Origin of the sequence: Rhodococcus sp. JVH1 (assembly GCF_000280725.2) — a bacterium.
Taxonomy (GTDB): Bacteria; Actinomycetota; Actinomycetes; order Mycobacteriales; family Mycobacteriaceae; genus Rhodococcus_F; species Rhodococcus_F jostii_A.
In genome coordinates this window covers 2744161-2770111 of sequence record NZ_CP166289.1, presented here as the reverse complement: position 1 = coordinate 2770111, position 25951 = coordinate 2744161, and the positions used below count along the sequence as shown (strand labels likewise).

General features: G+C 67.2%; 27 protein-coding genes and 1 riboswitch. Of the genes, 19 read left to right on the top strand and 8 right to left on the bottom strand.

Annotated features, from left to right (window positions below; genetic code table 11):
• Positions 1–92 precede the first annotated feature (92 nt).
• From JVH1_RS12560 to JVH1_RS12540, 5 genes are all read right to left on the bottom strand, one after another.
• Positions 93–1064 carry an epoxide hydrolase family protein gene (locus tag JVH1_RS12560; protein ID WP_009477805.1) on the bottom strand — a complete coding sequence of 324 codons (972 nt, stop codon included), beginning with the start codon at positions 1062–1064 and terminating at the stop codon, positions 93–95.
• 99 nt (positions 1065–1163) lie between these two features.
• Entirely contained in the window at positions 1164–1514 is a 351-nt protein-coding gene (locus tag JVH1_RS12555; RefSeq protein WP_009477806.1) for a hypothetical protein, read from the bottom strand.
• Positions 1515–1563: 49 nt separating this feature from the next.
• A complete protein-coding gene (locus tag JVH1_RS12550) occupies positions 1564–2391 on the bottom strand; it encodes an LLM class F420-dependent oxidoreductase (RefSeq protein ID WP_009477807.1) in 828 nt (275 codons plus the stop codon).
• Between the two features lie 41 nt (positions 2392–2432).
• Entirely contained in the window at positions 2433–3236 is an 804-nt protein-coding gene (locus tag JVH1_RS12545) for a hypothetical protein (RefSeq protein WP_009477808.1), read from the bottom strand.
• Between the two features lie 49 nt (positions 3237–3285).
• Entirely contained in the window at positions 3286–3600 is a 315-nt protein-coding gene (locus JVH1_RS12540) for a multidrug efflux SMR transporter (RefSeq protein ID WP_009477809.1), read from the bottom strand.
• Positions 3601–3610: 10 nt separating this feature from the next.
• Positions 3611–3672: riboswitch (guanidine-III (ykkC-III) riboswitch) on the bottom strand.
• Between the two features lie 771 nt (positions 3673–4443).
• Here JVH1_RS12540 and JVH1_RS12535 point away from each other — a divergent pair.
• Positions 4444–5160 (top strand): response regulator transcription factor, encoded by a 717-nt coding sequence (locus tag JVH1_RS12535; protein WP_005561510.1) that lies wholly within the window; start codon positions 4444–4446, stop codon positions 5158–5160.
• 80 nt (positions 5161–5240) lie between these two features.
• Complete coding sequence (locus tag JVH1_RS12530; RefSeq protein ID WP_043781036.1) at positions 5241–6623, top strand: cell wall metabolism sensor histidine kinase WalK; 1383 nt, start codon at positions 5241–5243, stop codon at positions 6621–6623.
• Positions 6624–6626: 3 nt separating this feature from the next.
• Here JVH1_RS12530 and JVH1_RS12525 read toward each other — a convergent pair whose 3' ends face one another.
• Positions 6627–7052 carry an HIT family protein gene (locus JVH1_RS12525; RefSeq protein WP_192815092.1) on the bottom strand — a complete coding sequence of 142 codons (426 nt, stop codon included), beginning with the start codon at positions 7050–7052 and terminating at the stop codon, positions 6627–6629.
• A 140-nt stretch (positions 7053–7192) separates the two neighbouring features.
• On the opposite strand from JVH1_RS12525, the gene JVH1_RS12520 reads away from it, so the two are divergent.
• Together JVH1_RS12520 and JVH1_RS12515 are read left to right on the top strand one after the other, a co-directional pair.
• Positions 7193–8446, top strand: coding sequence for a bifunctional glycosyltransferase family 2/GtrA family protein (locus JVH1_RS12520; RefSeq protein WP_009477815.1), 1254 nt, complete (start codon positions 7193–7195; stop codon positions 8444–8446).
• A complete protein-coding gene (locus JVH1_RS12515) occupies positions 8443–10533 on the top strand; it encodes a glycosyltransferase family 39 protein (RefSeq protein WP_009477816.1) in 2091 nt (696 codons plus the stop codon). The genes JVH1_RS12520 and JVH1_RS12515 overlap by 4 nt, the downstream gene beginning before the upstream one ends.
• 59 nt (positions 10534–10592) lie before the next feature.
• On the opposite strand, the gene JVH1_RS12510 is transcribed toward JVH1_RS12515, so the two are convergent.
• Positions 10593–10991, bottom strand: coding sequence for a hypothetical protein (locus tag JVH1_RS12510; protein WP_009477817.1), 399 nt, complete (start codon positions 10989–10991; stop codon positions 10593–10595).
• Positions 10975–11361 carry a hypothetical protein gene (locus JVH1_RS12505; protein WP_009477818.1) on the bottom strand — a complete coding sequence of 129 codons (387 nt, stop codon included), beginning with the start codon at positions 11359–11361 and terminating at the stop codon, positions 10975–10977. The genes JVH1_RS12510 and JVH1_RS12505 overlap by 17 nt, the downstream gene beginning before the upstream one ends.
• Before the next feature lie 100 nt (positions 11362–11461).
• On the opposite strand from JVH1_RS12505, the gene JVH1_RS12500 reads away from it, so the two are divergent.
• The 15 genes from JVH1_RS12500 to JVH1_RS12430 all read left to right on the top strand — a co-directional run bounded on the left by JVH1_RS12500 (position 11462) and on the right by JVH1_RS12430 (position 25891).
• Positions 11462–12601: an acyl-CoA dehydrogenase family protein gene (locus tag JVH1_RS12500; RefSeq protein ID WP_009477819.1), complete on the top strand. Its 1140-nt coding sequence runs from the start codon at positions 11462–11464 to the stop codon at positions 12599–12601.
• 122 nt (positions 12602–12723) lie between these two features.
• On the top strand, positions 12724–13512 hold the full coding sequence (locus tag JVH1_RS12495; protein ID WP_009477820.1) for an enoyl-CoA hydratase/isomerase family protein: 789 nt from the start codon (positions 12724–12726) through the stop codon (positions 13510–13512).
• A gap of 38 nt (positions 13513–13550) precedes the next feature.
• Positions 13551–13928: a Zn-ribbon domain-containing OB-fold protein gene (locus JVH1_RS12490; protein ID WP_009477821.1), complete on the top strand. Its 378-nt coding sequence runs from the start codon at positions 13551–13553 to the stop codon at positions 13926–13928.
• On the top strand, positions 13928–15076 hold the full coding sequence (locus JVH1_RS12485) for a thiolase family protein (protein ID WP_009477822.1): 1149 nt from the start codon (positions 13928–13930) through the stop codon (positions 15074–15076). Before JVH1_RS12490 ends, JVH1_RS12485 begins: the two co-directional genes overlap by 1 nt.
• A gap of 9 nt (positions 15077–15085) precedes the next feature.
• Positions 15086–16291 (top strand): acyl-CoA dehydrogenase family protein, encoded by a 1206-nt coding sequence (locus JVH1_RS12480; RefSeq protein WP_009477823.1) that lies wholly within the window; start codon positions 15086–15088, stop codon positions 16289–16291.
• A complete protein-coding gene (locus tag JVH1_RS12475; RefSeq protein WP_009477824.1) occupies positions 16288–17250 on the top strand; it encodes a phosphotransferase family protein in 963 nt (320 codons plus the stop codon). Before JVH1_RS12480 ends, JVH1_RS12475 begins: the two co-directional genes overlap by 4 nt.
• 50 nt (positions 17251–17300) lie before the next feature.
• Entirely contained in the window at positions 17301–18503 is a 1203-nt protein-coding gene (locus JVH1_RS12470; protein WP_009477825.1) for an acyl-CoA dehydrogenase family protein, read from the top strand.
• On the top strand, positions 18500–19261 hold the full coding sequence (locus JVH1_RS12465; RefSeq protein ID WP_009477826.1) for an SDR family NAD(P)-dependent oxidoreductase: 762 nt from the start codon (positions 18500–18502) through the stop codon (positions 19259–19261). Before JVH1_RS12470 ends, JVH1_RS12465 begins: the two co-directional genes overlap by 4 nt.
• A 37-nt stretch (positions 19262–19298) precedes the next feature.
• Positions 19299–20060, top strand: coding sequence for an SDR family NAD(P)-dependent oxidoreductase (locus JVH1_RS12460; protein ID WP_009477827.1), 762 nt, complete (start codon positions 19299–19301; stop codon positions 20058–20060).
• 15 nt (positions 20061–20075) lie between these two features.
• Positions 20076–21143, top strand: coding sequence for an NAD(P)-dependent alcohol dehydrogenase (locus JVH1_RS12455; protein ID WP_009477828.1), 1068 nt, complete (start codon positions 20076–20078; stop codon positions 21141–21143).
• Positions 21144–21218: 75 nt separating this feature from the next.
• Entirely contained in the window at positions 21219–22727 is a 1509-nt protein-coding gene (locus tag JVH1_RS12450; protein ID WP_009477829.1) for a class I adenylate-forming enzyme family protein, read from the top strand.
• Positions 22728–22810: 83 nt separating this feature from the next.
• Positions 22811–23419 (top strand): TetR/AcrR family transcriptional regulator, encoded by a 609-nt coding sequence (locus JVH1_RS12445; protein ID WP_081437460.1) that lies wholly within the window; start codon positions 22811–22813, stop codon positions 23417–23419.
• Between the two features lie 75 nt (positions 23420–23494).
• A complete protein-coding gene (locus JVH1_RS12440) occupies positions 23495–23830 on the top strand; it encodes an EthD family reductase (RefSeq protein ID WP_009477831.1) in 336 nt (111 codons plus the stop codon).
• A gap of 11 nt (positions 23831–23841) precedes the next feature.
• A complete protein-coding gene (locus tag JVH1_RS12435; protein WP_009477832.1) occupies positions 23842–24843 on the top strand; it encodes an MBL fold metallo-hydrolase in 1002 nt (333 codons plus the stop codon).
• A 16-nt stretch (positions 24844–24859) separates the two neighbouring features.
• On the top strand, positions 24860–25891 hold the full coding sequence (locus tag JVH1_RS12430) for an NADP-dependent oxidoreductase (RefSeq protein ID WP_009477833.1): 1032 nt from the start codon (positions 24860–24862) through the stop codon (positions 25889–25891).
• Positions 25892–25951 lie beyond the last annotated feature (60 nt).

The window sequence follows — 25951 nt, the reverse complement described above, 5'->3', positions numbered from 1 at the left end:
TCGACGAACTCGCCGGCCCCGCCGCCCGGGGCCGGCGGTTTCGTCGTGTCGCGCTCAGCGGAGTCCGGCGAAGAACTCCCGGATGTCCGCGGTCAGGGTCTCGGGCTCTTCGAGTGCGGCGAAGTGACCGCCACGGTCCTCGACGTCGGTCCACCGCGTGATCGCGTGTTCCTGTTCGGCGTAGCGGCGGATGCCGACGTCGTGGGCGAACACGATGACCGCGGTCGGAACCCCGGACGCGGATTTGTCGGCCCCACGATGATTCCTGCATGTAGCCGACGTACGCGGACGACGACGCGGTGTCGGTGAGCCAGTACAGCATGACGTTGGTGAGAAGTCGGTCGATGCCGACGACGTCGTGGGGGAGCGCCCCGCGGGGATGCGTCCACTCGCGAAACTTGGCGACGATCCACGCGAGCTGACCCACCGGCGAATCGGCAAGGGCGGCTCCGAGAGTCGCGGGTCTGGTGGACTGGATGGCGATGTAGCCGAACTCCTCGGTCGCGGCGGTCCTGTTCCAGCGGTGACCGGCTCGCCTGCTCCGCCTCGTCCAGCTCGTGGAACGGGACCCCGACGTTGCCGTTGAGATGCACCCCGACCACCGCGTCCGGGGCGATGCGGGCGACCTCGGGTGAGACGTCCGCACCGATGTCCCCGCCCTGGACCCCGTAGCGCTGGTAGCCGAGCCGGCTCATCAGCTCTGCCCACGCGGTAGCGATACGGGGAGTGTCCCAGCCCGATTCGCGGACCGGTCCGGAGAATCCGAATCCGGGCAGCGACGGCACGACCACATCGAACGCGTCGGCGGGGTCGCCTCCGTGCGCTGCGGGGTCGGTGAGCGGGCCGATCACGTCGAGGAACTCGACGAACGAACCCGGCCAGCCATGGGTGAGGACGAGGGGCAGTGCGTCCGGTTCGGGGGAGCGCACGTGGAGGAAGTGGATGTTCTGCCCGTCGATCTCGGTCACGAACTGCGGGATGGTGTTGAGCGATTTCTCCTGCGCCCGCCAGTCGAACTCGTCGCGCCAGTACGTGACGAGTTCGACCAAGTAGGACGTGGGCACGCCGGTCGCCCAGTCGTCATCCGGAAGGGGTGTGCCGAACCGGGTGCGCGCACGCTACGAAGAATTGAGGACAGTTCCGGTCCTTGATTCCGAAGCTGGTCAGCAGGCCCCGGTCTTGGCGGCGTCGTAGGCCTGGCTCATCTGATCCTTGCGCTCCTGCGGAGCGTCCTTCCACTCCGGCGTCTCCGCCGACTGGGTGAAGAGGTCGTCGAGGGCCTTCGTGCGGTCGAACGTCTCGCCGCTCTGCTGCGCGCGAGCCTCCGCGCCGTTCGCGTACTGGAGCAGGCCCTTGCACAGATCCGCGACAGCGGGCAGGTCTGCGGAGGATGCCTCGGTGGCCTCGGTCGTTGCGCTCGCGGGGGACTCGGCCTCGGTGGTGGTCGATTCGGAACTGCACGCCCCGAGCAGGAGGGCGGCAGGGATCAACAGCGCAACGATGGTTCGTGTCATGCGAAATACATACCAGAGGCACGGGTCGGGGGCTGTCGGCCGGTCGGTCCTATGCGCGAAGTGGTAACAGTCCGGCGAGCTGCCGGGCCACCTCGCCCGGCCGCTCACCCAGTTCGCTCACGACGACATGATCGGCGCCGGCCGCGAGGTGGCTGTGTACCCGCGCGACGATCGCGTCCGCGTCACCCCAGGCGACCAGGTCGTCGACAAGCCGGTCGCTCAGCCCCGAGATGTCGTCGGCGCCGAAACCCATCCGTTCGAAATTCGTGGCATAGCCGCCCACCCCGGACAGGAATCGGAGCGGAACGCGGGCGGTGTCGCGGGCCTGCGCGGCGTCGGTGCCGAGCACCGTCATCAGCGAGACGACCAGCGTGGCGTCCGGGCCGAGGCTGCGCCGCGCCTCGGCTGTGTAGTCGGGGGTGACGAGGAGCGCGACGGCCCCCGCGGCTCTGTCCCGCGCGAGTTCCAGCTTGCGTGGGCCCAGCGCGGCCAGAATCCGTCGCTCCGCCGGCACCGGCGGATCGGACCGGTCGAGCCGGTCGAGATACTCGTTCAACGCCCGGAGCGGCCGGGGGACCTGCGGGCCGCCCAGCCCGACGACGAACCGGTCCGGCGCCGTGGTCTGCAGATCCGCAAAAAGCTGTGCGACAGCGTCCGAGTCGTACACGCCGACCGGGATGATGCCGGTCGCGACGGGGATCGAGTCGGTCGCCCGGACGACGGCCGGGATCCGGTCCAGGCTGTCGATCTGACCGCCCCGCAGCCAGATCGCCGAGTAGCCGAGGGATTCCAGCCGGGCCGCCTCGTCGAGGTACGTCTCGTCCGGTGAGATGTTCAGGGTGATGCCGACGGGTCCGAGGCCTTCGATGCGAGTCATGACCCGACCGTAAAACCTCGAGTTGCGTTCAGGTCAAGGCGTCAGGCGGGCCCGAGCGTGTAGTCGACGCCCGGGCGGTCGCCCTTGCCCTTGAGCCAGCGTCCCGGCAACTTGCCGGCGAGGTCGCCGAGCGGCCCGACCGCGGCGCTGAGAATCCCCACCGTTTCCTGCAGCAGGTCGATGCTGGCGCTCATCCGCTCGAGGTTGGGCGCCAGGGCCGTCAACGTCTCGGACAGCGCCACGATCTGGTCGAGCGGGCCACCCTCGGCGATCAGCCGTTCGAACGCACCGCCCTCCGACAGCAGGGCCTCGAGGATGCCGTTCTCGGCGAGCGCCCGGTCCACGATTCCGCCCGGCGCCGTGAGCCGCTCGACCGCACCGTCCCGCGCGGTCAGCCGTTCGAGAGGTCCCTGCTCGGCGGTGAGACGGTCGAGCAGACCGTCCTTTGCGAGAAGCCGTTCCAGGGTGCCGTCCTCGGCGAGCACCCGGTCGAGCGGGCCGTCCTTGGCGAGCACCCGCTCGAGCGGGCCGCCCGGCTCGAGCAGGCGTTCGAGGGTGCCGCCCTCCGACGTGAGACGGTCGACGGGACCGCCCGGAGCGAGGAGGCGGTCGAGCGGACCACCCGGCTGGAGGGCCTGCCCGAGCGGGCGGTCGTTGGCCGCGAGCGACGACAGCTGGCTGATCACCTGCAACGGGCTGCCCTGGGTTCCCATCCCCGTGACCACACCGGTTCCGGCGACCGCCGTCCGGACGGTCACCAGGCTGGCTTCGGCGATTCCGAGACCGACATCGGCCGCAGCGAGACCGACGCGCACCGGGAGGGTCATCAACGACACCAGGTTCATGGAATTACTGTAACCCGCGACACACAAGCATCGAGTGTCACTGATCCGGTCAGTGCAGGACCTTCAGCCCGACGACGCATCCCACGATGCCCAGGATCAGGAGGATCTTCACCAGCGAGGAGCTCTCGGCGCCGGTCACCATCGCGAACCCGACCGTGAGGGCTGCGCCGATGCCGACCCAGACCGCGTACGACGTTCCGATGGGGAGACTGCGCATCGCGAACGCCAGACCCGCCATGCTGAGAATCAACGCGACACCGAATACGACACTGGGTCCGAGTTTGGTGAACCCTTCCGATCGGCCGAGCGCGGTGGCCCAGACGGCCTCCAGGATTCCCGACAGCACAAGCACGATCCACGCCATGACAAACCTCCGGGCACCGTCTTGTCGCTGGCCGGGTACGGTGCGCTCGTCCGGATGTCGTGTCGACGATTTCCACGGTACCCAACGGGGCGCTCCGCGCCTGTGAGTGGTGAGCGAGTACACGCACTCCTCGAACGCGCACGGGTCGCGAATGCGCCGATTATCTCGCAGATCGGGGTCGTCTCATTTATTGTCGAGCGAAACAGTGAATTCTGTGCATATACCACGGAAGATAACGAGGCACATCATGATGCTCGGACTGCTCGCCGCAATCAACAGCGCTTTCACCCTCGGGCTCGCCAACACGATCGGGACGTTCGGTGGAGTGGTATTCAACCTGAATGTCGTAGCCTGAACTTCCTGCCTGTCAAGACAACTCCGCTCCCGCAACCCCGCTGTCGGATCGACGGCGGGGTTGTCCCGTGTGCGACGACCGGAGGCGCCGGCGCGCGGAGCGCAACTTTCCCATCCTTGCTCATGAACCGAGAATTTCCCCCTTTTTTCGGTAAAGAGGAATGGGTGATTTTATTTCGAATTTGCTCGCGTGTGTCGCCGCGAATTCTTCCGAGTTGACCTAGTGTTCTCCGCAACGCGCACGGACAGCGCGCAACCACCCCTTCCCCGGGGCGACGATGGAGGTCATGATGCTCGGACTGCTCGGGGCACTCAACAGCGGTGTCACACTCGGATTGGCCAACACGATCCTGACGTTCGGCGGAGTAGTACTCAACCTCAACATCGTGGTGAACTGACGACCGGAATCCCACCCGCACAAGCAGGCGGTACCGGCTCACAGCAATCTCCAAGGAAACCTACAGCGACGATCCAGCGTCACAAGTGATGATGGGTTGCGTGAATGAGAAGCCTGTCGAAGCCCGCGTCCTCGTCGTCGACGACGAACCGAACATCCTCGAGTTGCTCTCCGTGAGCCTGCGTTTTCAGGGATTCGAGGTGGCGACGGCGTCGACCGGGGCCGAGGGACTCGACACGGCGCGCACGTTCCGCCCCGACGCCGTGATCCTCGACGTCATGATGCCGGGAATGGACGGGTTCGGCCTGCTCAAGCGGCTGCGCGCCGACGGAGTGGACGCTCCGGTGCTGTTCCTCACCGCGAAGGACGCGGTGGAGGACAAGATCAGCGGCCTCACCCTCGGCGCGGACGACTATGTCACCAAGCCGTTCAGTCTCGAGGAAGTGGTGACCCGGCTCCGCGTCATCCTGCGGCGGGCCGGCAAGGTGTCGGTGGAGGAGCAGTCCGCCCGCATCAAGTTCGCCGACATCGAACTCGACGACGACACGCGGGAGGTCTGGAAGGCGGGCGACCTGGTGTCGCTGTCGCCGACGGAGTTCACGCTGCTGCGGTACTTCATGGTCAACGCCGGCACCGTGCTGAGCAAGCCGCGGATCCTCGACCACGTCTGGAACTACGACTTCGGCGGTGAGGTCGGGGTGGTCGAGTCGTACGTGTCCTACCTCCGACGGAAGGTCGACACCGGCGAGACGCCGCTGATCCACACCCTCCGCGGAGTCGGCTACGTGATGCGAGAACCGCGGCGATGACCGCGCCCGCGGCTCCGCGGGAGTCGGCCGAGGCGGTCGCCACTGTGCCGAACGGGCCTGCGCGACGGTGGATTCGTGCGATGCCGCTGCGCATCACCCTCGTCGGCGCCGTGCTCCTGCTCTCTGCGCTCGGGCTCCTCGCGTCCGGTGTCGCGGTGACGTCGGCGCTCGAGAATTCGCTGACCAACCGCGTCGACCACCAGCTGCACGACGCGGCTCAGGGGTGGGCGAAGCCCGGCAAGTCGCGCCAGCTGCCGCCGCCGGACGAACCGAACCCCGGCCGCCCACCGAGCCCGTTCTACGTCCGCACGACGCTCGCGAACGGAACGGTCCTGCGCGAGATCAACGACGAATCCGTCTCCCCCGCACTACCCGAGAACCCCGCGTCCGGGCCCGAGACGGTCGGCTCGACCGACAACTCCGACGTGCGGTGGCGGGTGCTGACGACGACCGCGCCGGACGGAACCGAGACCACCGTCGCGATGACACTCACCGAGAACGACGAAACGGTGAACCGGCTGATCGTGCTGCAACTCATCATCGGTGTGGTCGTGCTGATCGCGCTCGGAGTGGTCGCGTACTTCGTGGTCCGGCGTAGTCTGCGTCCCCTCGTCGAAGTGGAGGAGACCGCCGCGGCGATCGCCTCGGGCGACTTGCACCGGCGTGTTCCGGAACGGGACGATCGTACCGAGATCGGTCGACTGTCCGTGGCGCTCAACGGAATGCTCGCCCAGATCCAGCACGCGTTCGCCGCCACCGAGGCGTCGGAGGAATCGGCGCGCCGCTCCGAGGAGAAGATGCGGCGATTCGTCGCCGACGCGAGTCACGAGCTGCGCACCCCGCTCACCACGATCCGCGGCTTCGCCGAGTTGTATCGACAAGGCGCGATGACCGACACGGAAACCCTGATGAGTCGCATCGAAGGGGAGGCGTCGCGGATGGGGCTCCTCGTGGAGGATCTCCTCATGCTCGCCCGGCTCGATGCCCAGCGTCCCCTCGAGACCCGGCCCGTCGACCTGCTGTCGGTGGCGTCGGACGCCGTGCACGGGGCGCGCGCCGTCGCCCCCGATCGGTCCATCGTGCTCGACGTCCGCCCCGGACCCGGGACACCCGAGGTGATCGGTGACGAGGCGCGGCTGCGGCAGGTCCTCGGCAACCTGCTCGCCAACGCCGTCAAACACACCCCCGCCACCGCGGACGTGACGGTGCGGCTGAGCACCACCGAACACAGCGTCGTGCTCGAGGTGGCCGACACCGGACCGGGACTCAGCGAGGAGGACGCGGCCCGGGTGTTCGAGAGGTTCTACCGCACCGACGCGTCGCGGACCCGGGAGAGCGGTGGCAGTGGCCTCGGGTTGTCGATCGTGGCCGCCCTCGTCGCCGCCCACCGGGGGTCGGTGACCGTCGACAGCCGGCCCGGCGAGGGTGCCACGTTCCGGGTGGAACTGCCCCGGTCGAACTGACCGTCAGTCGGGGACGTTCTCCCCGTGACCGAGTTCGCGCAGCGCAGCCTTGAGCTTCGCCTGCGCCTCGACGAGCGATTCCTGGGACGGATTCTGCTCGGCGTTGCTGATGTTGAAATCGCCGAGGTCGTAGGCCGGGAAGACGTGCACGTGCAGGTGCGGCACCTCGAGACCCGCGATCAGCAGGCCTGCCCGCGGTGCGTCGAACGCGGGGCGGACGGCCTGCCCGATCGTGCGGGCGACGTCCATGACCTTCGTCCAGATCTCACCGTCGACGTCCTGCCACTGGTCCACCTCCTTGCGGGGTACGACGAGGGCATGGCCCTGCGTGACGGGGGCGATGGTGAGGAACGCGACGACGTCCTCGTCCTCCCACACGAAACGTCCGGGCAGATCTCCGTTGATGATGGCGCTGAATACAGATCCCATGGCCGCCATTATGCGGCTTCGCCCCCCGTGAGTACTTATTAACCTCCCGCGGTTAACAAGTACTCACGGGCGCGAAGCGCACAGGAAACTCCCAGCCTCCGTCCAGAGTCATCGGAGCGTACGGGACGAATCTTGGACGCATGACGACGAATTCCCTCTCCCGCGCACCGGGCGCCATGGGACGACTCGAGATCCCCGAAACCTCCGAGACCGCGCCCGTGCTCGACGTTGTCGTGCCGGTCTACAACGAGGAAGCCGGACTCGAACGTTGCGTGCGGCGGCTGCGGCGGCACCTCGACGAGAACGTTCCCTACTCCGCCCGCATCACCATCGCCGACAACGCCAGCGTCGACGCCACCCTCGCCGTGGCGCACCGGCTGGCCGCCGAGATCGACGGCATCCACGTCGTGCACCTCGACGAGAAGGGGCGAGGCCGCGCTCTGCGCGCGGTGTGGAGTGCCTCCGACGCCGAGGTGGTGGCGTACATGGACGTCGACCTGTCGACGGACCTCAACGCCCTGATGCCGCTCATCGCGCCCTTGCTGTCGGGGCATTCGGACCTCGCGATCGGTTCCCGCCTCGCCCGCTCGTCGCGGGTGGTCCGGGGACCGAAGCGCGAGTTCATCTCCCGCAGCTACAACCTCATCCTCCGCAGCGCACTGCACGCGCGGTTCTCCGACGCGCAGTGCGGGTTCAAGGCGATGCGGGCGGACGTCGCGCAGCGCCTGCTGCCGCTGGTCGAGGACACTGGGTGGTTCTTCGACACCGAGTTGCTGGTGCTCGCGGAACGTGCCGGCCTCCGCATCCACGAGGTCCCCGTCGACTGGGTCGACGACCCGGACAGTCGCGTCGACATCGTCGCGACCGCCGTCGCCGACCTCAAGGGCGTGTGGCGGGTGGGCCGGGCACTGTCCACCGGATCGCTGCCCATCGGCAGCCTGCGCGACAGTTTCGGGCGCGAGCCGCTGGTGCCCGGAGTTCCCCGCGGCATGGTCGGGCAGCTGGCCCGGTTCGCCGTGATCGGCGTCGCGTCCACCGTCGCGTACGCGCTGCTCTACTTGATCCTGCATCCGATCATGGGTGCGCAGTGGGCCAACGCCGTCTCACTGCTCGTCACCGCCGTGCTCAACACGGCGGCGAACCGCGCGTTCACCTTCGGTGTCCGCGGATCCGAGGGTGCCGCCCGGCATCAGATGCAGGGTCTGCTCGTGTTCGCCTTCGGACTGCTGCTCACCAGCGGTTCGCTGTACGTCCTCCACTCGGCGGCCCCGGACGTGTCCAAGCACGTCGAACTCGCCGTCCTCGTCCTCGCCAATCTCGTTGCCACCATCAGCCGTTTCATAGCCCTTCGCTGGGTCTTCAGGAACGCACGCCCCGAAGGAGCTCACGCATGACGACGACCCTCGAACAACCGAAGGTCGACGCGGCCGAACCACCTCCCGCCCGCAGGCGGTGGGAGACCTGGGCGCTCGCCGCACTGCTGGTCGGGACCGCGATCGCGTACATCTGGGGGCTCGGCGCGTCCGGCTGGGCCAACTCGTTCTACGCGGCCGCGGTGCAGGCGGGGTCGGGGTCGTGGAAGGCGTTCTTCTTCGGATCCTCCGACGCCGCCAACTCCATCACCGTCGACAAGCCCCCGATGTCGCTGTGGCTGATGTCGCTGTCGGTGCGGGTCTTCGGGCTCAGCTCGTGGGCGATGCTGGTACCGCAGGCGCTGCTCGGTGTCGGTTCCGTCGCCCTGCTGTACGCCACGGTGAAGCGGTGGTTCGGCGCCCCGGCCGGTCTGCTCGCGGGTCTGGTGCTGGCGCTGACGCCGATCGCGGTGCTGATGTTCCGGTTCAACAACCCCGACGCCCTGCTGGTGTTGCTGATGATCGCCTCCGTGTGGGCGATGCTGCGGGCCGTGGAGGACGGACGCACCCGGTGGATGGTGCTGACCGGCGTGTTCGTCGGTCTGGGGTTCCTGACCAAGCAGCTTCAGGTGATGCTCGTCGTCCCGCCGCTCGCCCTGACCTATCTCGTCGCGGGACCGCCGAAGTTCGGCAAACGCCTCGCTCAGTGCTTCGCCGCGCTCGGCGCGATGATCGTCTCCGCGGGCTGGTGGCTGCTGATCGTCGAACTGTGGCCGGCGTCGTCGCGGCCCTGGATCGGTGGTTCGCAGAACAACTCGATCCTCGAACTCACGCTGGGCTACAACGGTCTCGGCCGGTTGAACGGTGAGGAGACCGGCAGCGTCACGCCCGGCGGCGGTCGCGGTGACGCCACTGCGGCGTTGGGAGGTGCCGGCGAGGCCATGGCGGGTGGCGGCTTCCCCGCAGGTGGCCCCGGCGGCGGTGGCGGTATGTGGGGCAGCACCGGCATCACGCGCATGTTCGAGTCGGCTCAGGGCGGTCAGATCGCCTGGCTGATCCCGGCCGCGCTGATCCTGCTGGTCGCCGGTCTCGCGCTGCGCGGCAGGGCGCCTCGCGTCGACACCCAGCGTGCGTCGTTCCTCGTGTGGGGGTTGTGGCTGCTCGTCACCGGGCTGACGTTCAGCTTCATGGCGGGCATCTTCCACGCGTACTACACCGTCGCGCTCGCACCGGCGGTGGCAGCGCTGGTGGCGATCGGTTCGGTGACGCTGTGGCGTCGACGGGACGCGCTGTGGGTGCGGGCGGTTCTCGCGGCGACACTGCTGGCCACCGCTGCCATGTCCTGGGTTCTGCTCGGACGCAGCGCGTCGTTCGTGCCGTGGCTGAAGTGGGCGGTGGTCGTCGTCGGCGTCGTCGCCGCGGTTGCCGTGCTGGTTCCGGCGCTGACCCGAGGCCGGATCGCGGCCGTCGTCGCGCTGGCCGCACTGTTCACCGGGCTCGCGGGACCGACGGCCTACGCCGTCGACACCATCGCGACGCCGCATACCGGTTCGATCGTCTCGGCCGGACCCAACGTCGCAGGCGCCCGCGGAGGGCCCGGTGGAATGGGTGGCCCCGGCGGCATGGACGGCGCCGGACGCATGGGCGGCCGCACCGACGGTGCCGCGGTTCCCGCCGCACCGGGCGGTGCCGTCGCCGGCGCTACGGACGGCGCGCCGGCAGGAGCCCCCGACGGAATGGGCGGTATGGGTGCCATGGGCGGCGGCGCCGCCGGGGGACTGCTCTCCGGTAGCGAGCCGGGCGCGGAACTGGTGGCGTTGCTCGAACAGGATTCCGGCAACTACACCTGGGTGGCAGCGGCCATCGGATCCAACAGTGCGTCCGGCTATCAGCTGGCCACCGAGGACCCGGTCATGCCGATCGGCGGATTCAACGGCAGCGATCCGTCACCCACGCTGGAGCAGTTCCAGCAGTACGTGGCGGACGGAAAGATCCACTACTTCATCGCCGGCGGTCGAGGCGGCGGAATGGGTGGAGACGGAACGGCATCGGAGATCTCCACCTGGGTGCAGGAGAACTTCACCGCCGTCACCGTCGACGGCGTGACCCTGTACGACCTCACGTCCTGACCGAAACCCCCTGTGAGTACTTGTTAACCGCCCGCGGTTAACAAGTACTCACAGCTGTGTCAGACGTCGAACGAGATCTCGGGCGTGCGGCAGATCAGCAACCTCCGCACGAGGCCCGAATCGTCGAGTTGCGCCGACGTGTTGAACGAGGCCTCGAATTCGCCGTTCCGGGTGGTGCGTCCCAGCGCCAGTTCGACGTCTCCCACACGAGCACCCGCGAGGACCTCGTGGACGAGCACACTCTTCTCGCGTTGCTGCAGGTACTCGACGAGTCCGGCGCGATCCCCGATGAATTCGGCGGCATTCCCTCCGCCGGTGGAGAATTGAACCGACATCCGGAAATCGTCGGTGATCATGTTCAGGACGCGGTCGGGATCGTCCGAATCCATGATCGCGAACCACGCGACCAGCACGGGAGTCGCAGAAGTCGTCTCGTTCAGTTCAGTCGCGCTTCCCATGGGCCAACTCCTTTGTGAGAATGCTGAATTCCGTGTCGAAGGACACCTCGTACGCGTCGACGGCGCCATCGCTGTCGAGGTGCATCGCGGCGAGGAAGTAGCCGGTTGTCTTCACGTCGTTCTCGACGACGGAACCGTAGGCGAACTGGACGTCGCCGGCGCTGCTCGTTCGGAGCAGCACGTGTCGTCGATCGACCGGGGGCCGTCCCCTCAGGTAGTCGAGCATGTCGGCGCGGCTGTACCCCCGGCGGACGGTACCCGGGAGGACTATGGCGAACTCGATCGATTCGTCGAGCAGGGCAACTGCGTCGTCGATCCGGCCGCTGTCGAGGATCGCGTAGTACCGCTCGATCACGAGTGCATCGGTCATGAAATGAACTTAGTTCAACCCAACGCCGCTTGTCGAGACTCCTTGCCGCGACGGCTGCGGCAAAACTAAACTGAACTCACGTCAATTTGAGGAGAGTTCCATGCCGTTGCCCCATTCCCATCCCTGGCCCGAGACCGAACCCCCGGCGATGACGCCTGTCGCCGAGCACGACGATATCCGGGCGGTGGTCCGCCAATTGCTGGATCGGCATTCGACGCTCGAGGCCGGCAGACTCGCCGCCGAGTCGGAAATCGGCTATTCACCCGAGTTGTGGTCGCTTCTCGTCGAGGAGATGAACGTCGCCGCCCTGACGGTGCCGGAGGATCGCGGCGGTCTGGGTTACGGCGTGGTCGAACTCGGGATCGTTCTCGAAGAATGCGGGCGCGCGCTGGTCTGCGAACCCGTACTCACGTCCGCGACACTGGGAGTGCAGGCCCTGCTCGCCGCCGACAGGTGCCCGCAGGTCGACGAACTGCTGGGGCGAGTCGTCCAGGGCGAACTCGTCGCAACCGTGACAGCCCTGAGCGCGGAGACCGATTTCGTCGACGCCACCCGAACCGGAGGTCGCTGGTCGGTGTCCGGCCGCGCGACCAACGTCGTGCAGGGCGGCGCGGCCGATATCGTCGTGTTACTCGGGCGCGGTGACGAGGGACCCGGCCTCTACGCGGTCGATCTGCCGACCGCCCCGGTGCGGCGCACGGAGCTTCCGGTCATCGATCCCAGTCGGCGGCAGGCGAATCTGCTCTTCGACGATGCGGCCGCGGTGCGTCTCGTCGGATCCGGCGACGCACTGCGGGCGGCCGCATCGCTGCGGAGCCTGGGAGTGATCGGGCTGGCGTGCGAACATGTGGGAATAGTCGATCGTTTACTCGAAAGCACAACGGAATACACGATGCAGCGCCACCAGTTCGGGCGAGCGATCGGCTCCTTCCAGGCCGTCAAGCATCGACTGGCCAACACTTTGGTCGAGTTGGAGAAGGCACGATCGGCGGCGCGATATGCGGCCGCCGTGTTCTCGGAAGACCCGGACTCCGCGGCGCTCCCGGCCGCGGTCGCGGGAGCGATCTGCACCGAGGCCGCGATTGCCACCGCCCTCGAGGCCGTGCAATTGCATGGCGGTGTCGGCTTCACCTGGGAACATGCGGCGCATTCCTACGTTCGCCGCGCGCTCGGCGACGAACCGCTTCTCGGTGATTCGCGGGCACACCGCAGTCGCGTCGCGGATCTCGTCGGGCTTTGAATCGGGGGCGCCTGCCCTCGGCTGAATCGAAACCTCTTGCCCCGCCCTATTGACGGACCATCTCCCACCCAGTAGAACTGAAGTGAATCCAGTTCAGTTTATCCCCTCGAAAGGACACCGACATGGTGGACACCGACCACATCGTGCTCGAGAAGGACGGCGACGTCGCCCGCGTGTGGCTCAACCGCCCGCACAAGAAGAACGCGGTCACCGTCGAGCTGCTGCATCGCCTCGACGAGATCATCGTGGAGGTCGACAACGACCCCAGCCTCAAGGTGCTCGTCCTGCGTGGACGTGACGGCACCTTCTGCTCGGGCTTCGATCTCGACGAACTGCGGGAGAAGTACGTCGGCTCCACCACCGCGATGGACGTCGCCGTGCTGTCCGCCAGGGTCTGCGACCGCCTGTACTCGATGAATACACCGTCCGTCGCGGTCCTCGAAGGCTTCGTCACCGCAGGCGGTTTCGAGCTCATGATCTCCTGCGACTTCGCCATCGCCGCCGAGGACGCCCGGATCGGCGACTTCCACATCCGTCGCGCGCTGTTCGGTGGGGCAGGCCCGATCTACCGGCTCCCGCGGATGATCGGAATTCGAAAGACCAAGGAGCTCATGCTGACCGGCAAACTCCTGACCGGCAAGGAGGCGGAGGCCTTCGACCTGATCAACGCGTCGGCGCCGGCCGAGGACCTCGAAAAGCTTCTCGCCGAGTTCATCGCCCCGATCGTCGACAAGAGCCCGTTCATGATGAAGCTCACGAAGATGTGCATCGACCGCGGTCTCGACGCGGACATCCAGTCGCTGATGGTGATGGAGCACCTCGCCGTCGGCAACGCGCTGCAGTCCGAGGACGCACGAGAAGGCGTGAACGCCTTCCTCGAAAAGCGTGACCCGGTCTGGGTCGGTCGCTGATCCGAACGCCGTCGACGAATCCCGAGGAGAGAATGAGGATGGGCGAGACACATACCGCGCCTGCGCTCGGCGCGAGCCGGTGCTCCCACTGCTCGACTGTCGCGTTCCCGGCCACCGGCCTGTGCTCGCAGTGCTCACGACCGGCGATGTCGCCGTTCACGCTCAGCACACGCGGAACGGTCTGGGCGTACACGGTTCAGCGGTTCGCCCCGAAATCCCCGCCGTACGTCCCGCCGCCGAACGGTTTCGCGCCGTTCGCCGTCGGATACGTCGAACTCCCCGAGGGAATCAAGATCGAAGCCGTGCTCGAATGCCACGACTTCGACGAGTTGGACGACGGGGCGCCGGTGACCTTGATCGCCACGGCGCCGGTGCCCCGGTTCGCCACCGACGCCTATCTGAAGGAGACCCGCTGATGTCCACCGTGTCGATCATCGGGGCCGGACTCTCGAAGTTCGGCCGTCAGCCGAGCAAGAGCGGTCGCGAGCTGGCCCTGGACGCAATCGCGTCCGCCTTGGCCGACGCCTGCATCGCGTGGACCGATGTTCAGGTCGCATTCGGTGGCAGCGACGGTTCCGGGCTCGCCGACACCTTGGTCGCCGAACTCGGGCTCACCGGCATACCCTTCACCAACGTCAAGAACGGTTGCGCGACCGGCGGTAGCGCGCTGGTGTCGGCCGTCAACGCGATTCGCGCGGGTGCCGCCGACATCGCGCTCGCCGTCGGCTTCGACAAACATCCGCGCGGCGCCTTCGACCCGGCACCGGAGGATTGGGGCCTGCCCCTCGGCTACGGCGAGGCGGGCCTGATGGTCACCACCCAGTTCTTCGGCATCAAGATCGCGCGGTACATGCGCGAACACGCGATCAGCGCACCGACTCTGGCCGCCGTGGCGGAGAAGGCGTACCGCAACGGCTCGCTGAACCCGAATGCCTGGCGCCGCGAACCGATGTCCGCTGAGGCGATCGCCGCAGCGGACATGGTCAACGACCCGCTCACTCGATACATGTTCTGTTCTCCCGGCGAGGGCGGTGCCGCCGTCATCGTGGCGAGTGAGGCTGCAGTCCGGCGCCTCGGCGGCAGACCCGTTCAACTACGGGGCATTTCGGCGGGCACCCGCCGCTTCGGCTCCTTCGAGGTGTTCGGTCCGTCGATACAGGGCGAGGGAACCCCTTCGAGCGTAAGTGCGTCCACCGCTGCCGCCGCGTTCGAGCAGGCCGGACTCGGTCCGTCCGATGTGGACGTCGCGCAACTCCAGGACACGGAGAGCGGCGCCGAGATCATGCACATGGCCGAGTGCGGATTCTGCGAGCACGGCGAACAGGAGAAACTGATCGCGTCCGGCGAGACGGAGATCGGTGGCCGGATCCCCATCAACACCGACGGCGGATGCATCGCCAACGGGGAACCGATCGGCGCCTCCGGACTCCGGCAGCTACACGAGATCGTCACGCAGTTGCGCGGGGAGGCCGGTGCCCGACAGGTTCCCGGACACCCGCGCATCGGATTCACCCATGTCTACGGTGCGCCCGGAATCAGCGCCTGCACCGTCCTGTCCGTCTGAGGAAGAGCTATGAATCAAGCAACGATTCCCGACCTGGACCAGTTCGTGGACGAAGCGCGGGCGTGGCTGAGAACCGTCGCCGAACCGCGCACCCAGATCAAGTGGGGGGTGGGATCCGACTCCGTCGCCGTCTTCGAGAATTGGACCGCGGAGCAGGAGCGCGACGAGACCGACCATATCCGGGCGTACGAGCAGACGAAGTTCGACGCCGGCTGGGGCTCGATGAATTGGCCGGACGAGTACGGTGGCCGTGGCCTGCCGATGTCCTACGTCCTTGCGTTCCGTCGGGAGGAGAACGCGTTCGACGTGCCGCGCCGGACCGAAATGTTCTCGGTGACGCAGCAACTGGTGGCCCCGGCAATCGCCCAGTGGGGAACACCGGAACAGTGCGAGCGGTATGTGCGCGCGATGCTCCGGACCGATATCATTGCCTGTCAGCTGTTTTCGGAGACCGAAGCCGGATCCGACCTTGCCGCCGTCCGGACGAGGGCAGTCGAACGGAATGGCCGCTGGACGATCACCGGGCACAAGGTGTGGACGTCCGGCGCCCGCGTCGCCGATGTGGGGGTGGCGGTGTGCCGCACCGACCCCGACGCGCCCAAACACGCAGGACTCACGGTGTTCCTGGTTCCGATGGATGCTCCCGGGGTCACCGTCCGGCCGATCCGCCAGATGACCGGGGGCAGTTCCTTCAACGAGGTCTATCTCGACGGTGTCGAACTGTCGGACGACCACCGGTTGGGTCCGGTGGGGGAGGGGTGGCCGGTCGCCTTGACGGTGCTGGCGGCCGAACGACTCGATGCCGGGAACCTGGGTCTGGCCAACGCCGATCACGCCGTCGAACTCGCCCGTCACCTCGACCGTCAGCTCACCGAAATCGAGCGTGACAAGGTCGCGGATCTCGTGACCCGCAGCTATGTCCAGCGCGTCACCGGTATGCGGGTGGCCGCGGCAGTGGTCGCCGACAAGGACCCCGGACCCGAGGCATCGGTGGGCAAATTGCTCGCCACGGACACCATGGCGCGTACGTCGGAGGTTGTCCGGCTGTTGCTGGGGCGCGATCTGATTGCCGACTCGGGCGAGTGGGGAACGTTCGCATGGACGGAGCATGTGCTCGGCGCACCCGGGTACCGGATCGCGGGCGGGACCGACGAGATCCAGCGCAACATCCTCGCCGAGCGTGTTCTCGGTCTGCCGAGGGAGCCGCGCCGATGACCACGAACAGTACTCTCGGCGACCGGGTGGCCCACCGCCTGCGTGAGCAGAGCCCGGGCCTGGACGTCGGCACACTCGAGCCGCTGCTCGGCGGGCATTCCGGTTTGACATACAAAGTGCAGACCAGCGATGGCGACCTCGTAGTCAAGGCGGTCCCCGAGGGACAACGCCCCATCGGACGGCACGACATGGTGCGCCAGGCGAGGATCATGGAAACACTCGGTGCGACAGAGGTTCCCGTGCCACGGATCGTCGCCGTCGACGAGGACGGGCCGGCGTGGTTCGCGATGGAGTGCGTGGCCGGGGAATCACTCGAGCCGGTGCTCGATTCCCCGCCGGTCGAACCCGCTGTCGCGGCAGCGCGGATGCGCCGGGCCGCCGCGGTGCTGCCGCTGCTGCACGCGGTGCCGGTCGACACGATCCCGGCGGCCGGGGACCCGTTGTCACCCGGTGCGGAGCTGGCGCGGTGGAAACGCACCCTCGACGCCGTTCCTCCCGACCTCGTCAGCGGCGGCGACGAACTACTACGCCTCCTCGTCGCCGATCTCCCCGACGCGCTGGCACCGACGTTGGTGCACGGCGATTACCGGCTCGGCAACATCATTGCGCGTGACACCGAGCCCGCGGCTTTGATCGACTGGGAGATCTGGAGCCTGGGCGATCCGCGGGTCGAATTGGGCTGGTTCCTCGTCTTCGCCGACGGTGCGAATTTTCCCGGGGTGGGACGCGCGGTGCCGGACCTGCCGTCCGCGGACGAACTGATCGACCTCTACACCGGGGATCACCCGGCGCTGCCGGATATGAACTGGTTCAACGCGCTCGGCCGTCTGAAGATGGCGGCGATCATGGGCCACAACTTGCGCCGGCACCGTGAGGGCCGTCACCACGACCCCGACCAGGAACGGCTGCCCGACACCATCTCGCAGCTCATCCGCAGCGGAACCGCGCTACTTGCCTGATCAACCTCCGATCATCGCGTGACGCGATGACGGAACAGAGAGGACCTCACGTGGACTTCGAATACTCCGCGCGCACCGAGCAACTGCTCGAGCAGCTGCGGAACTTCATGGAAGAGCACGTCTATCCGGCCGAGGCCGTGTACGACGAGCAGATCAAGTCGAACGACAACCCACACGAGCAGCCCAAGGTCATGCTGGACCTGCAGGCGAAGGCGCGCGAGCTCGGGTTGTGGAATCTCTTCATGACGCACGGCGAGTGGGGCGCCGGTCTCACCAACCTCGAGTACGCCCCGCTCGCCGAGGTGGTCGGACGCTCGGTGATCGGCAACGAAGCCATCAACTGTTCGGCGCCCGACACCGGCAACATGGAGATCCTCGCCATGTACGGCACCGAGCAACAGCAGTCCCGGTGGCTCGCGCCGCTCCTCGACTGCACGATCCGGTCGGCGTTCGCCATGACGGAACCGGATGTGGCGAGCTCGGACGCCACCAATATCACGTCGACCATCCGCCGGGACGGCGACGAATACGTCCTGAACGGCCGGAAGTGGTACACCTCGGGCATTCTCGACCCCGACTGCAAGCTCGTCATCTTCATGGGCAAGTCCGATCCCGACGCTCCGACCTACCGGCAGCAGAGCATGATCCTGGTGCCCGCGGATTCTCCCGGTATCGAGGTGCTCCGCGATCTGCCCATGTTCGGGTATCGCGACCGGCTCGGTCACGGCGAGGTCCAGTTCACGGACGTCCGGGTGCCTGCCGATCACATGCTCGGCGCCGAGGGCGACGGTTTCGCGATCGCGCAGGGCCGGCTGGGGCCGGGCCGCATGCACTACGCGATGCGGGCGATAGGCATGGCCGAGCGCGCCCTCGAGCTGATGTGCCGACGAGCTCTGCAGCGCAATGCCTTCGGTGCGCCGCTCGCCGACCGCGGTGTGGTACGGGAGTGGATCGCACGCAGCCGGATGGAGATCGACCAGATCCGGCTGCTGGTTCTCCAGTCGTCGTGGCTGATGGACACCCGGGGCAACGCCGCGGCCCGGTCGGAAGTCGCCGCGATCAAGGTCGCGGCCATGGAGGTCGCTCATCGAGTGGTCGACCATGCCGTCCAGACCTACGGCGCGGCAGGGGTGAGTGACGACACGATCCTGGCCCGGCTGTATGCGATCACCCGGGCGCTGCAGATCGCCGACGGTCCGAACGAAGTCCATCTGCGCACCATCGCGCGCCTCGAGCTGAAGAAGTACGCATGAATGCACCGCGAGAACTGACAGGCAAGGTCGCACTCGTCACGGGGGCCACCCGTGGGCTCGGATACGCCATCGCCAGCGGGCTGGCCGCCGCGGGGGCCACGGTGATCGTGTCGAGTCGCAAGGAGGACGCGTGCATCTCCGCGGCCCTCGCGATCACGAGGGACACCGGTGGCATCGCCGAACCGCTCGCACTGCACGTCGGGAAGTGGGACGCGATCGAACTCGCCGTCGACCACATTCTCGCGCAGTTCGGGAGCCTCGACATCGTCGTCAACAACGCCGGCATCGCACCTCTCTCGCCGAACCTCGAGTCGGTCTCCGAGTCGCTCTTCGACAAGACGATCGAGGTCAACCTCAAGGGCCCGTTCCGGCTCATGGCGGTGGCCGGTGCCAGGATGAGCGCGGCCGGGGGCGGTTCGATCATCAACATCTCGAGCATCGGGGCATTGCGGCCCAGCCCGCCGGAGGCGATGTACGCGGCATCGAAGAACGGTCTCAACGCGCTGACGATGGCCTTCGCTCAGGAATACGCGCCCCGGGTACGGGTGAACTGCATCATGCCGGGCGGATTCGCGACCGACATGGCGGCGGATTGGGACGATGAGTTCGTCGGCAAGATCATCGACCGACTCCCTGCCGGCCGCCTGGGGCACCCGGACGAAATCGCCGGTCTCGTTGTGCATCTGGCGGGCGACCGTGCCGGTTACACCACGGGTGCCGTCATCCCGGTAGACGGCGGGCGCACCGCCGTCTACTGACGCGCGCGTGCCACGAACACGAGTAGGAGCCAACCACATGCAGGTACCCGAGCTGTTCCAGCTGAGCGGTCGCGTCGCCGTCGTCACGGGTGCGTCGTCCGGACTGGGAACGGGATTCGCGCGGACACTGGCGTCGGCGGGCGCGACGGTCTTCGCGGCCGCCCGCCGTGTCGAGCGCCTCACGGCGCTGGCCGACGAGGTCGAGGGGGTCGTCCCCGTCGAGTGCGACATCACCGTGGACGCGGATCGGCGCTCGCTGGTCGATCGGGTACTCGCGGAGGCCGGACGAATCGACGTCCTCGTCAACAACGCAGGCAGACCCGGCAGGCCGAACGCCGAGGACGAGAGCCCGGAGGAATTCTCCTCGATTCTCGACGTCAATCTGGCCGCGGGATTTCATCTCGCCACGTCCGTCGCCTCGATCACACCGGCAGGCGAGGCCGCGTCGATCATCAATATCTCCTCGGTCGTCGGGCTGGTGTCGACGGCACCCATCGGCGGGGCGAGCTATGCGGCATCGAAAGCCGGCGTGCTCGGGCTGACCCGCGAACTCGCCGGGCAGTGGGGCAGGCGTGGGATCCGCGTGAACGCCATCGTGCCGGGCTGGTTCGACACGGAAATGACCGATGGATTGTTCAGTAACCAGCGTTCGGCGGACTGGGTGCGCCGCAACACGATGCTCGCCCGCGGTGGACGCCCCGGCGAGGTGGACGGCGCGGTGCTCTTTCTGGCGTCGGACGCGTCGTCGTACGTCACAGGCCAGACTCTGGTGGTCGATGGCGGCTGGACCGCCCGGTAGGCAAAGGTGACACTCATGGCAGTTCCGATGATGCGCGCAGTACGCCTGACCGGCTGGGGTGACGGTGCACGGGTTGTGCGCATCCCGGTTCCCGAACCGCGGGGGCATCAGCTGCTTCTCCGGGTCGAGGCCGCCGGGCTGTGCAGATCCGATCTGCACGTGATGGACGCACCCGCGGGAGTATTCGACTATCCCCTTCCGTTCACGCTCGGGCACGAGGTGGCGGGAACCGTCGTCGGTGCGGGCCCGTCGGCGGACAAGTCCTGGATCGGCGAGTCCGTCGTCGTCCATGGTGTCTGGTCGTGCGGGCAATGCCGCAACTGCCGCCGAAGTCGGGAGAACTATTGCTTCGAACTGAGCCCACGCGAGGACGGTCGTCTCACCGCGATCGGCAACGGCATCGGGTATGACGGCGGTCTGGCCGACACCATGATCGTTCCATCGGAGCGGTGCCTGGTCCGTACCCATGGGCTCGCTCCCGAGAGCGCCGCCCCACTCGCCGATGCCGCCCTGACGGCCTATCACGCAATCCGTACCAACCGGGACGTCGTCGACGCCGACTCCGTGTCCGTGGTGGTCGGTGTCGGGGGACTGGGCCACCTCGCGATCCAGGTTCTTCGCGCATTGGGCGTCGGAACGATCGTCGCGGTCGATCCGCGGGCAAGTTCGCGCGACCTCGCGCGTCGATTGGGGGCGGACGTGGCGGTGTCGGACATCGCGGAGGTTGCGACCTTGCGGTCCGGCGTGGCCCGGCGTCACTGCGCTGATGTGGTCTTCGATTTCGTCGGAGCGCCGGACACGATGGAATCGGCGGCACAGTTGCTCGCCCCCGGGGGCCGACTGGTCACCGTCGGCAGCGCCGGCGGTCGGCTCACGGTGGGAAAAGACGTGGGACTCGCGGCGGGGTGGCAGGTGACTGCGCCGTTCTGGGGAACTCGAGCGGACCTCGAGGCCGTGGTCGACCTCGCGAACCGGGGCCTGCTGGCCGTCGAGGCGACCGCGTACCCGTTGGACGACGTTCTCGACGTGTATTCGAAGTTGCGGCGCGGCGAGATCACCGGGAGGGCCGTCGTGATCCCGTGACGGACGAAAAGCTGGGCGCGGTGCGCGTCGTAGTCAATAATGAAACTAGTTCACTTCAATGAAAGGGTCGGCGGAATGTGGGAGCTGGCACGCGAATTCGTTGCTCGCGCAGCGAATTCTCCGGATGACATCGCAGTCGTCGATGCGACGGGGGAGCACACGGTGGCGGAGGTGGTCGCGGCGGCAACCGGGCTCGCCGCCCAACTGAACGCCGCGACGGGTGGCTCACCGACGGTGTTGGTGCAGGCCGACAACACGTGGCGCACACTCGCCGCGGCCATCGCCGTCGGACTGCGCGGCGGCCTGATCGCGGTGTTCAGCCGACATGCCACCCCGTCGGAGTTCGCCGTGGCCCTGAACGACATCGCACCCGACGTGGTGATCGCCGACCGGCAGTCGCTCTCGCACTGGGGTGTACCGGAGGACCGCTTCTGCGAGGAGGCGGCCGCGCCGGCCGGCTGGGTGATTCGCTGGTCGCGATCACCGGTCAGCGACGTCGAGCGATGGAACGGCGGGATCGCGATCGCGATGACGTCCGGGTCGACCGGACATCCCAAGTGTGTGGTGCAGTCCGAATCCGCAATCCGGTACGCCTGCCGTTGCACGGTCGAGGCGGTCGGCCTCGAACCTGGAGATCCTGTCGCGGCGTTCGTGCCACTGTCGTCGGTAGCCGCTTTCTGCTTCGGGCTCTATCTCCCCGCCATGCTGGCCGCGCCGATGGTCTGCATGGACGGCTGGAAGCCTGCGACAGCCCTCCAGATCGTCCGGGAACACCGGGTCGCGTGGACGATGCTCGTCCCGACCATGGCGCTTCAGCTGGCCGTTGCGCCGGATGCTGCGGGAGCGCTGACGTCGCTGCGCGCAATGACCGTCGGCGGTGGTCCCATGGATGCCGGCGCGCTCGGTCGCGCCGAACAGACCCTCGGCACCACGTTCCTGCGTGTGTTCGGTATGTCCGAGTGTCTCGGGCACACGACCCCGCTGCCCGCGGACGAACCGGGCGTCCGCCTGGGGCGGGACGGTCGTCCCTTCCCCGGGACCGTCGTCCGGGCGGTCGACGCACACGGCACTCCTCTGCCACCGGGCCGCGTGGGCGATGCCCAGGTCAAGGGTCCCTCCCTCTTCGTCGGCTATGCACGGTCAGGGGTTCCCGCGCCCCCCGAACTCACCGCGGACGGATTCCTGCCCACCGGCGACCTCGTCGAAGTCGCGGAGGACGGCACCATCCGGGTCATGGGGCGCCAGAAGCAGATCATCATTCGCGGGGGCCGCAACATCGACATCAACGAGGTCGAGGCCGCGATCGCACGCATCCCGACCGTGTCCCAGGTGTGTGTGGTCCCGGTTCCGGACGAGCTACTCGGTGAGCGTGCTGCGGCCCTGGTCGTGAGTACCGGCGATCCGATCACCCTCGACGAGGTCGTCGCATATCTCGGAGACATCGAATTCCCGAAGTTCAAGTGGCCGGAGTTCGTCTTCGCGATCGACGATCTGCCGCAGAATCGGGTGGGGAAGCTGTCTCGGCCGGATGCGGTAGTTCTTGCAACACGCCTGCTCGCGGGTACCGACAGCCACTCATATTGACCCGACTTCACCTCAGTTCAGGTAGTCTCTGAGGTACCGACCCGAACAAACAGATGGATGGGGGACTCGTGTCCGTAGAAGCCATGACGCTCCGCGATGGTCCGCGTTCGAAGCGCGGGCTCATTCTGACGGCCGCGATCGAACGCTTCGGGGAGGTCGGCTTCGAGCACACGAAGTGGGCGTCGATTGCCGACGAGGTGGGCATCGGCCAGACGGCGCTCTATCACTATTTCGAGTCGAAGGGTCACTGCCTGCTGACCATCATGCGTCTCGAACTGGCGCAGTCGCTCGAGCGATTCACCGCCGCGATCGAGGGCGTCGACGACCCGGTCGAGGCGTTGAGTGCCGCCGTCACCAGCGCTCTGGAAGCGACCCCGCGGGACGCCCTTCAGCGGCGCATCCTTCAAAGCCACATGGATCTGCTCGCCACTCCCCGCCAATCGGAGAAGGAAGAGGCCGAGCGTCAGACCTCGCGCGCGCTGGTGAACTCGATCGAAGAAGAATGGTCTCTTCTCATTGCGCGGGGGATGGGTGCGGGCGTATTCGCCGACAGTGATCCACGATTGATGGCCCGGCTGATTCTCGGACTCGTCGTCAGTGTGTGGCGGTGGTATCGACCCGGCGGGGACATGACCCTCGACCAGCTCAACCAGCACGTTCGCGACGCCACCCTGCGCATCGTCCGCGCGTAGCGCGGGCGTGTGCGGAGGGGTGGTTTTTCTTACTCTCGATATTTGAACTAAATTCAGGTCAGTTATGGAGTGATGATGTACAACTTGATCGTCTTGGCCGCTCGTCCGCACGACTGGAGCCATGAGCAGTTCATCGAGTGGTGGCGCGGTGAACATGCGGACGTGACCTACCCGCTGCCGGGCCTGCGGCGCTGGCAGCACACCGAGGTGCTCGACGCCATGGACGACCGGTCCCGGGAATGGGACGGCGTCTCGATTCTGAGCTTCGACTCCCGCGAGGACCTCGATGCCGCACTCGCCAGCCCGGAATGGCAAGCCGCAGTGGACAACGTCGGCCAGATGCGTGGTAAGCGCATCCTCGTCATGGGGGACGAGAAAACGATGGTCGAAGTGGACAACGGTGAATCATGAGGGCGCACTGGATGGAACCGGGCTGCTACGAGGTGGCGCCCGGTGTGCATCGAGTGCCCCTCCAGATGCCGGGCGACGGCCTGGGAGCAGTGAACGTCTATGCCCTCGAGACCGAGGACGGGCTTGCCCTCATCGACGGCGGCTGGCGAGTCGGCACGACCTTCGACGAGATGGAGCGCGCACTGCTCCACATCGGTCACAGCACCGAGCAGATTCACGACATCTATGTCACCCACGTGCACCGCGATCACTACACGTTCGCGATCGAACTCCGCCGCCGTCACGGCTCTCGCGTCCACCTCGGCGTGGCCGAGGCTGACGGATTGGCGGCCGTCAGTGCACTCGGCAGTAACGTGCCGACGGACTCGCTGCACGAACTCCGCCGTGCCGGTGCCCCTCTCCTGGCAGACACGGTCGAGGTCATGACCGCCGCGGAACCGTTCCACCCCTCGGACTGGGAACAGCCCGACCACTGGCTCACCGCAGGTCCGCTTCGGATCGGACGGCGCACACTCGACGTGGTGCACACGCCCGGCCACACGAAGGGGCACATGGTTTTCCACGACGACGAGCAGGGGGTGCTCTTCAGTGGCGACCACGTCCTGCCCACGATCACGCCGTCGATCGGCTTCGAACTCGGCGACTGGGATCTGCCGTTGGGGCGCTACCTCGAGTCGCTGACCCGACTGCTCGAACGCCCCGACTCGCGACTGCTTCCGGCGCACGGAGATCCGGCACCGAGTGTGCACCTGCGCGTCGAAGAACTTCTCGCGCATCATGACCGGCGCTTCATGACCATGCACGACGCGCTGGTCTCGCTCGGGCCGGCGACCGCGATTGCCGTCGCGGACGCGGTTACGTGGACGCGTCGCGAGAGGCCGTTCTCCACCCTCGACCCGTTCAATCAAATGATCGCGACCTGTGAGACCCTCGCCCACCTCGACACGTTGGTCGATCGCGGCCGGCTCACAGTCCGAAGACGAGGCGACAGCGACGTGTTCTCCGTCGTCTGACTGCGGAAGGATTCCCATGCAGAGTCATGAGCTGAAACTGGCGCGCCATCCCCGGGGGAAGGTCCGGCCGTCGGACTTCCACCTCGACGTGGTGACGGTTCCCGAAGAACTCGCGCCCGGCGACATTCTCGTGCGCAACTCGTGGTCGTCGATCGACCCGTCGGTCAGGATGCGTCTCGGCCCGACCGGCCCCGCGGGCTACCTCCCACCGTTCCGCATCGGGGAGACGCTGAGCGGGTTGGCTGTCGGCGAGGTACTCGAGTCCCGTGACCCCGGCTTCGAGAAGGGCGACACGGTTCTGCACATCAAGGGTTTTCGCGAGTTCGCGGTGGTCCGGCAGGGGAGCGAAACCTTGGGCGGGGCCGGCGGCGTGACACGTCTCGAGACGAGCGTGCACCCGCCGCAATCCTATCTGGGAGCGCTGGGCAGTTCCGGGCTCACGGCGTACGTGGGATTGCAGTGCATCGGTGGACTCACGAGCGGAGACGTCGTGTGGATCTCCTCGGCCGCGGGTGCGGTCGGCAGCCTCGCCGCGCAGATCGCGAAGCTCCGAGGTCACTACGTGGTCGGCAGCACCGGTTCCGGCGAGAAGGTCAGGTTCCTGCTGGACGAACTGAAACTCGATGCCGCATTCGACTACCACAGCCCGGACCTGGCCGGAGCGCTCGCAAACGCGGCACCGGACGGCATCGACCTGTATTTCGACAACGTGGGTGGAACGCATCTCGAGGCCGCCCTGTATCACCTCCGGCCGGGCGGCCGGGTGGCCATGGCGGGAGCCGTCGCCTCCTATGACGCGGACACGGCGGCACCGACTCCGGGCAATCTCTTTCAGATCGTCGCGAAGAACCTGACGGTGCAGGGTTTCCGGGCCGGAGCGTACGACCATCTGCTCGGCGACATGCGGGACGAGGTCGGGAGCTACCTCCGTGACGGTCGCCTCGTTGTCGAGGAGACCGTGTTCGACGGCCTCGGGTCGGCGCCGGACGCCATCGTCGCGATGCTGCACGGCCGCACCGTGGGAAAGACGCTGTGCCGCTTACGCTGATGCTCCAGCGGCTACACCGAAGAATATGGCCCCCGCATCACGCGGGGGCCATATTCGTCT

Coding starts and splice junctions, on each gene's coding strand:
- JVH1_RS12555 (WP_009477806.1), bottom strand. CDS start 1,514: ATGACACGAACCATCGTTGCGCTGTTGATCCCTGCCGCCCTCCTGCTC.
- JVH1_RS12550 (WP_009477807.1), bottom strand. CDS start 2,391: ATGACTCGCATCGAAGGCCTCGGACCCGTCGGCATCACCCTGAACATC.
- JVH1_RS12545 (WP_009477808.1), bottom strand. CDS start 3,236: ATGAACCTGGTGTCGTTGATGACCCTCCCGGTGCGCGTCGGTCTCGCT.
- JVH1_RS12540 (WP_009477809.1), bottom strand. CDS start 3,600: ATGGCGTGGATCGTGCTTGTGCTGTCGGGAATCCTGGAGGCCGTCTGG.
- JVH1_RS12535 (WP_005561510.1), top strand. CDS start 4,444: ATGGGTTGCGTGAATGAGAAGCCTGTCGAAGCCCGCGTCCTCGTCGTC.
- JVH1_RS12530 (WP_043781036.1), top strand. CDS start 5,241: ATGCCGCTGCGCATCACCCTCGTCGGCGCCGTGCTCCTGCTCTCTGCG.
- JVH1_RS12525 (WP_192815092.1), bottom strand. CDS start 7,052: ATGGGATCTGTATTCAGCGCCATCATCAACGGAGATCTGCCCGGACGT.
- JVH1_RS12520 (WP_009477815.1), top strand. CDS start 7,193: ATGACGACGAATTCCCTCTCCCGCGCACCGGGCGCCATGGGACGACTC.
- JVH1_RS12515 (WP_009477816.1), top strand. CDS start 8,443: ATGACGACGACCCTCGAACAACCGAAGGTCGACGCGGCCGAACCACCT.
- JVH1_RS12510 (WP_009477817.1), bottom strand. CDS start 10,991: ATGGGAAGCGCGACTGAACTGAACGAGACGACTTCTGCGACTCCCGTG.
- JVH1_RS12505 (WP_009477818.1), bottom strand. CDS start 11,361: ATGACCGATGCACTCGTGATCGAGCGGTACTACGCGATCCTCGACAGC.
- JVH1_RS12500 (WP_009477819.1), top strand. CDS start 11,462: ATGCCGTTGCCCCATTCCCATCCCTGGCCCGAGACCGAACCCCCGGCG.
- JVH1_RS12495 (WP_009477820.1), top strand. CDS start 12,724: ATGGTGGACACCGACCACATCGTGCTCGAGAAGGACGGCGACGTCGCC.
- JVH1_RS12490 (WP_009477821.1), top strand. CDS start 13,551: ATGGGCGAGACACATACCGCGCCTGCGCTCGGCGCGAGCCGGTGCTCC.
- JVH1_RS12485 (WP_009477822.1), top strand. CDS start 13,928: ATGTCCACCGTGTCGATCATCGGGGCCGGACTCTCGAAGTTCGGCCGT.
- JVH1_RS12480 (WP_009477823.1), top strand. CDS start 15,086: ATGAATCAAGCAACGATTCCCGACCTGGACCAGTTCGTGGACGAAGCG.
- JVH1_RS12475 (WP_009477824.1), top strand. CDS start 16,288: ATGACCACGAACAGTACTCTCGGCGACCGGGTGGCCCACCGCCTGCGT.
- JVH1_RS12465 (WP_009477826.1), top strand. CDS start 18,500: ATGAATGCACCGCGAGAACTGACAGGCAAGGTCGCACTCGTCACGGGG.
- JVH1_RS12460 (WP_009477827.1), top strand. CDS start 19,299: ATGCAGGTACCCGAGCTGTTCCAGCTGAGCGGTCGCGTCGCCGTCGTC.
- JVH1_RS12455 (WP_009477828.1), top strand. CDS start 20,076: ATGGCAGTTCCGATGATGCGCGCAGTACGCCTGACCGGCTGGGGTGAC.
- JVH1_RS12450 (WP_009477829.1), top strand. CDS start 21,219: ATGTGGGAGCTGGCACGCGAATTCGTTGCTCGCGCAGCGAATTCTCCG.
- JVH1_RS12445 (WP_081437460.1), top strand. CDS start 22,811: ATGACGCTCCGCGATGGTCCGCGTTCGAAGCGCGGGCTCATTCTGACG.
- JVH1_RS12440 (WP_009477831.1), top strand. CDS start 23,495: ATGTACAACTTGATCGTCTTGGCCGCTCGTCCGCACGACTGGAGCCAT.
- JVH1_RS12435 (WP_009477832.1), top strand. CDS start 23,842: ATGGAACCGGGCTGCTACGAGGTGGCGCCCGGTGTGCATCGAGTGCCC.
- JVH1_RS12430 (WP_009477833.1), top strand. CDS start 24,860: ATGCAGAGTCATGAGCTGAAACTGGCGCGCCATCCCCGGGGGAAGGTC.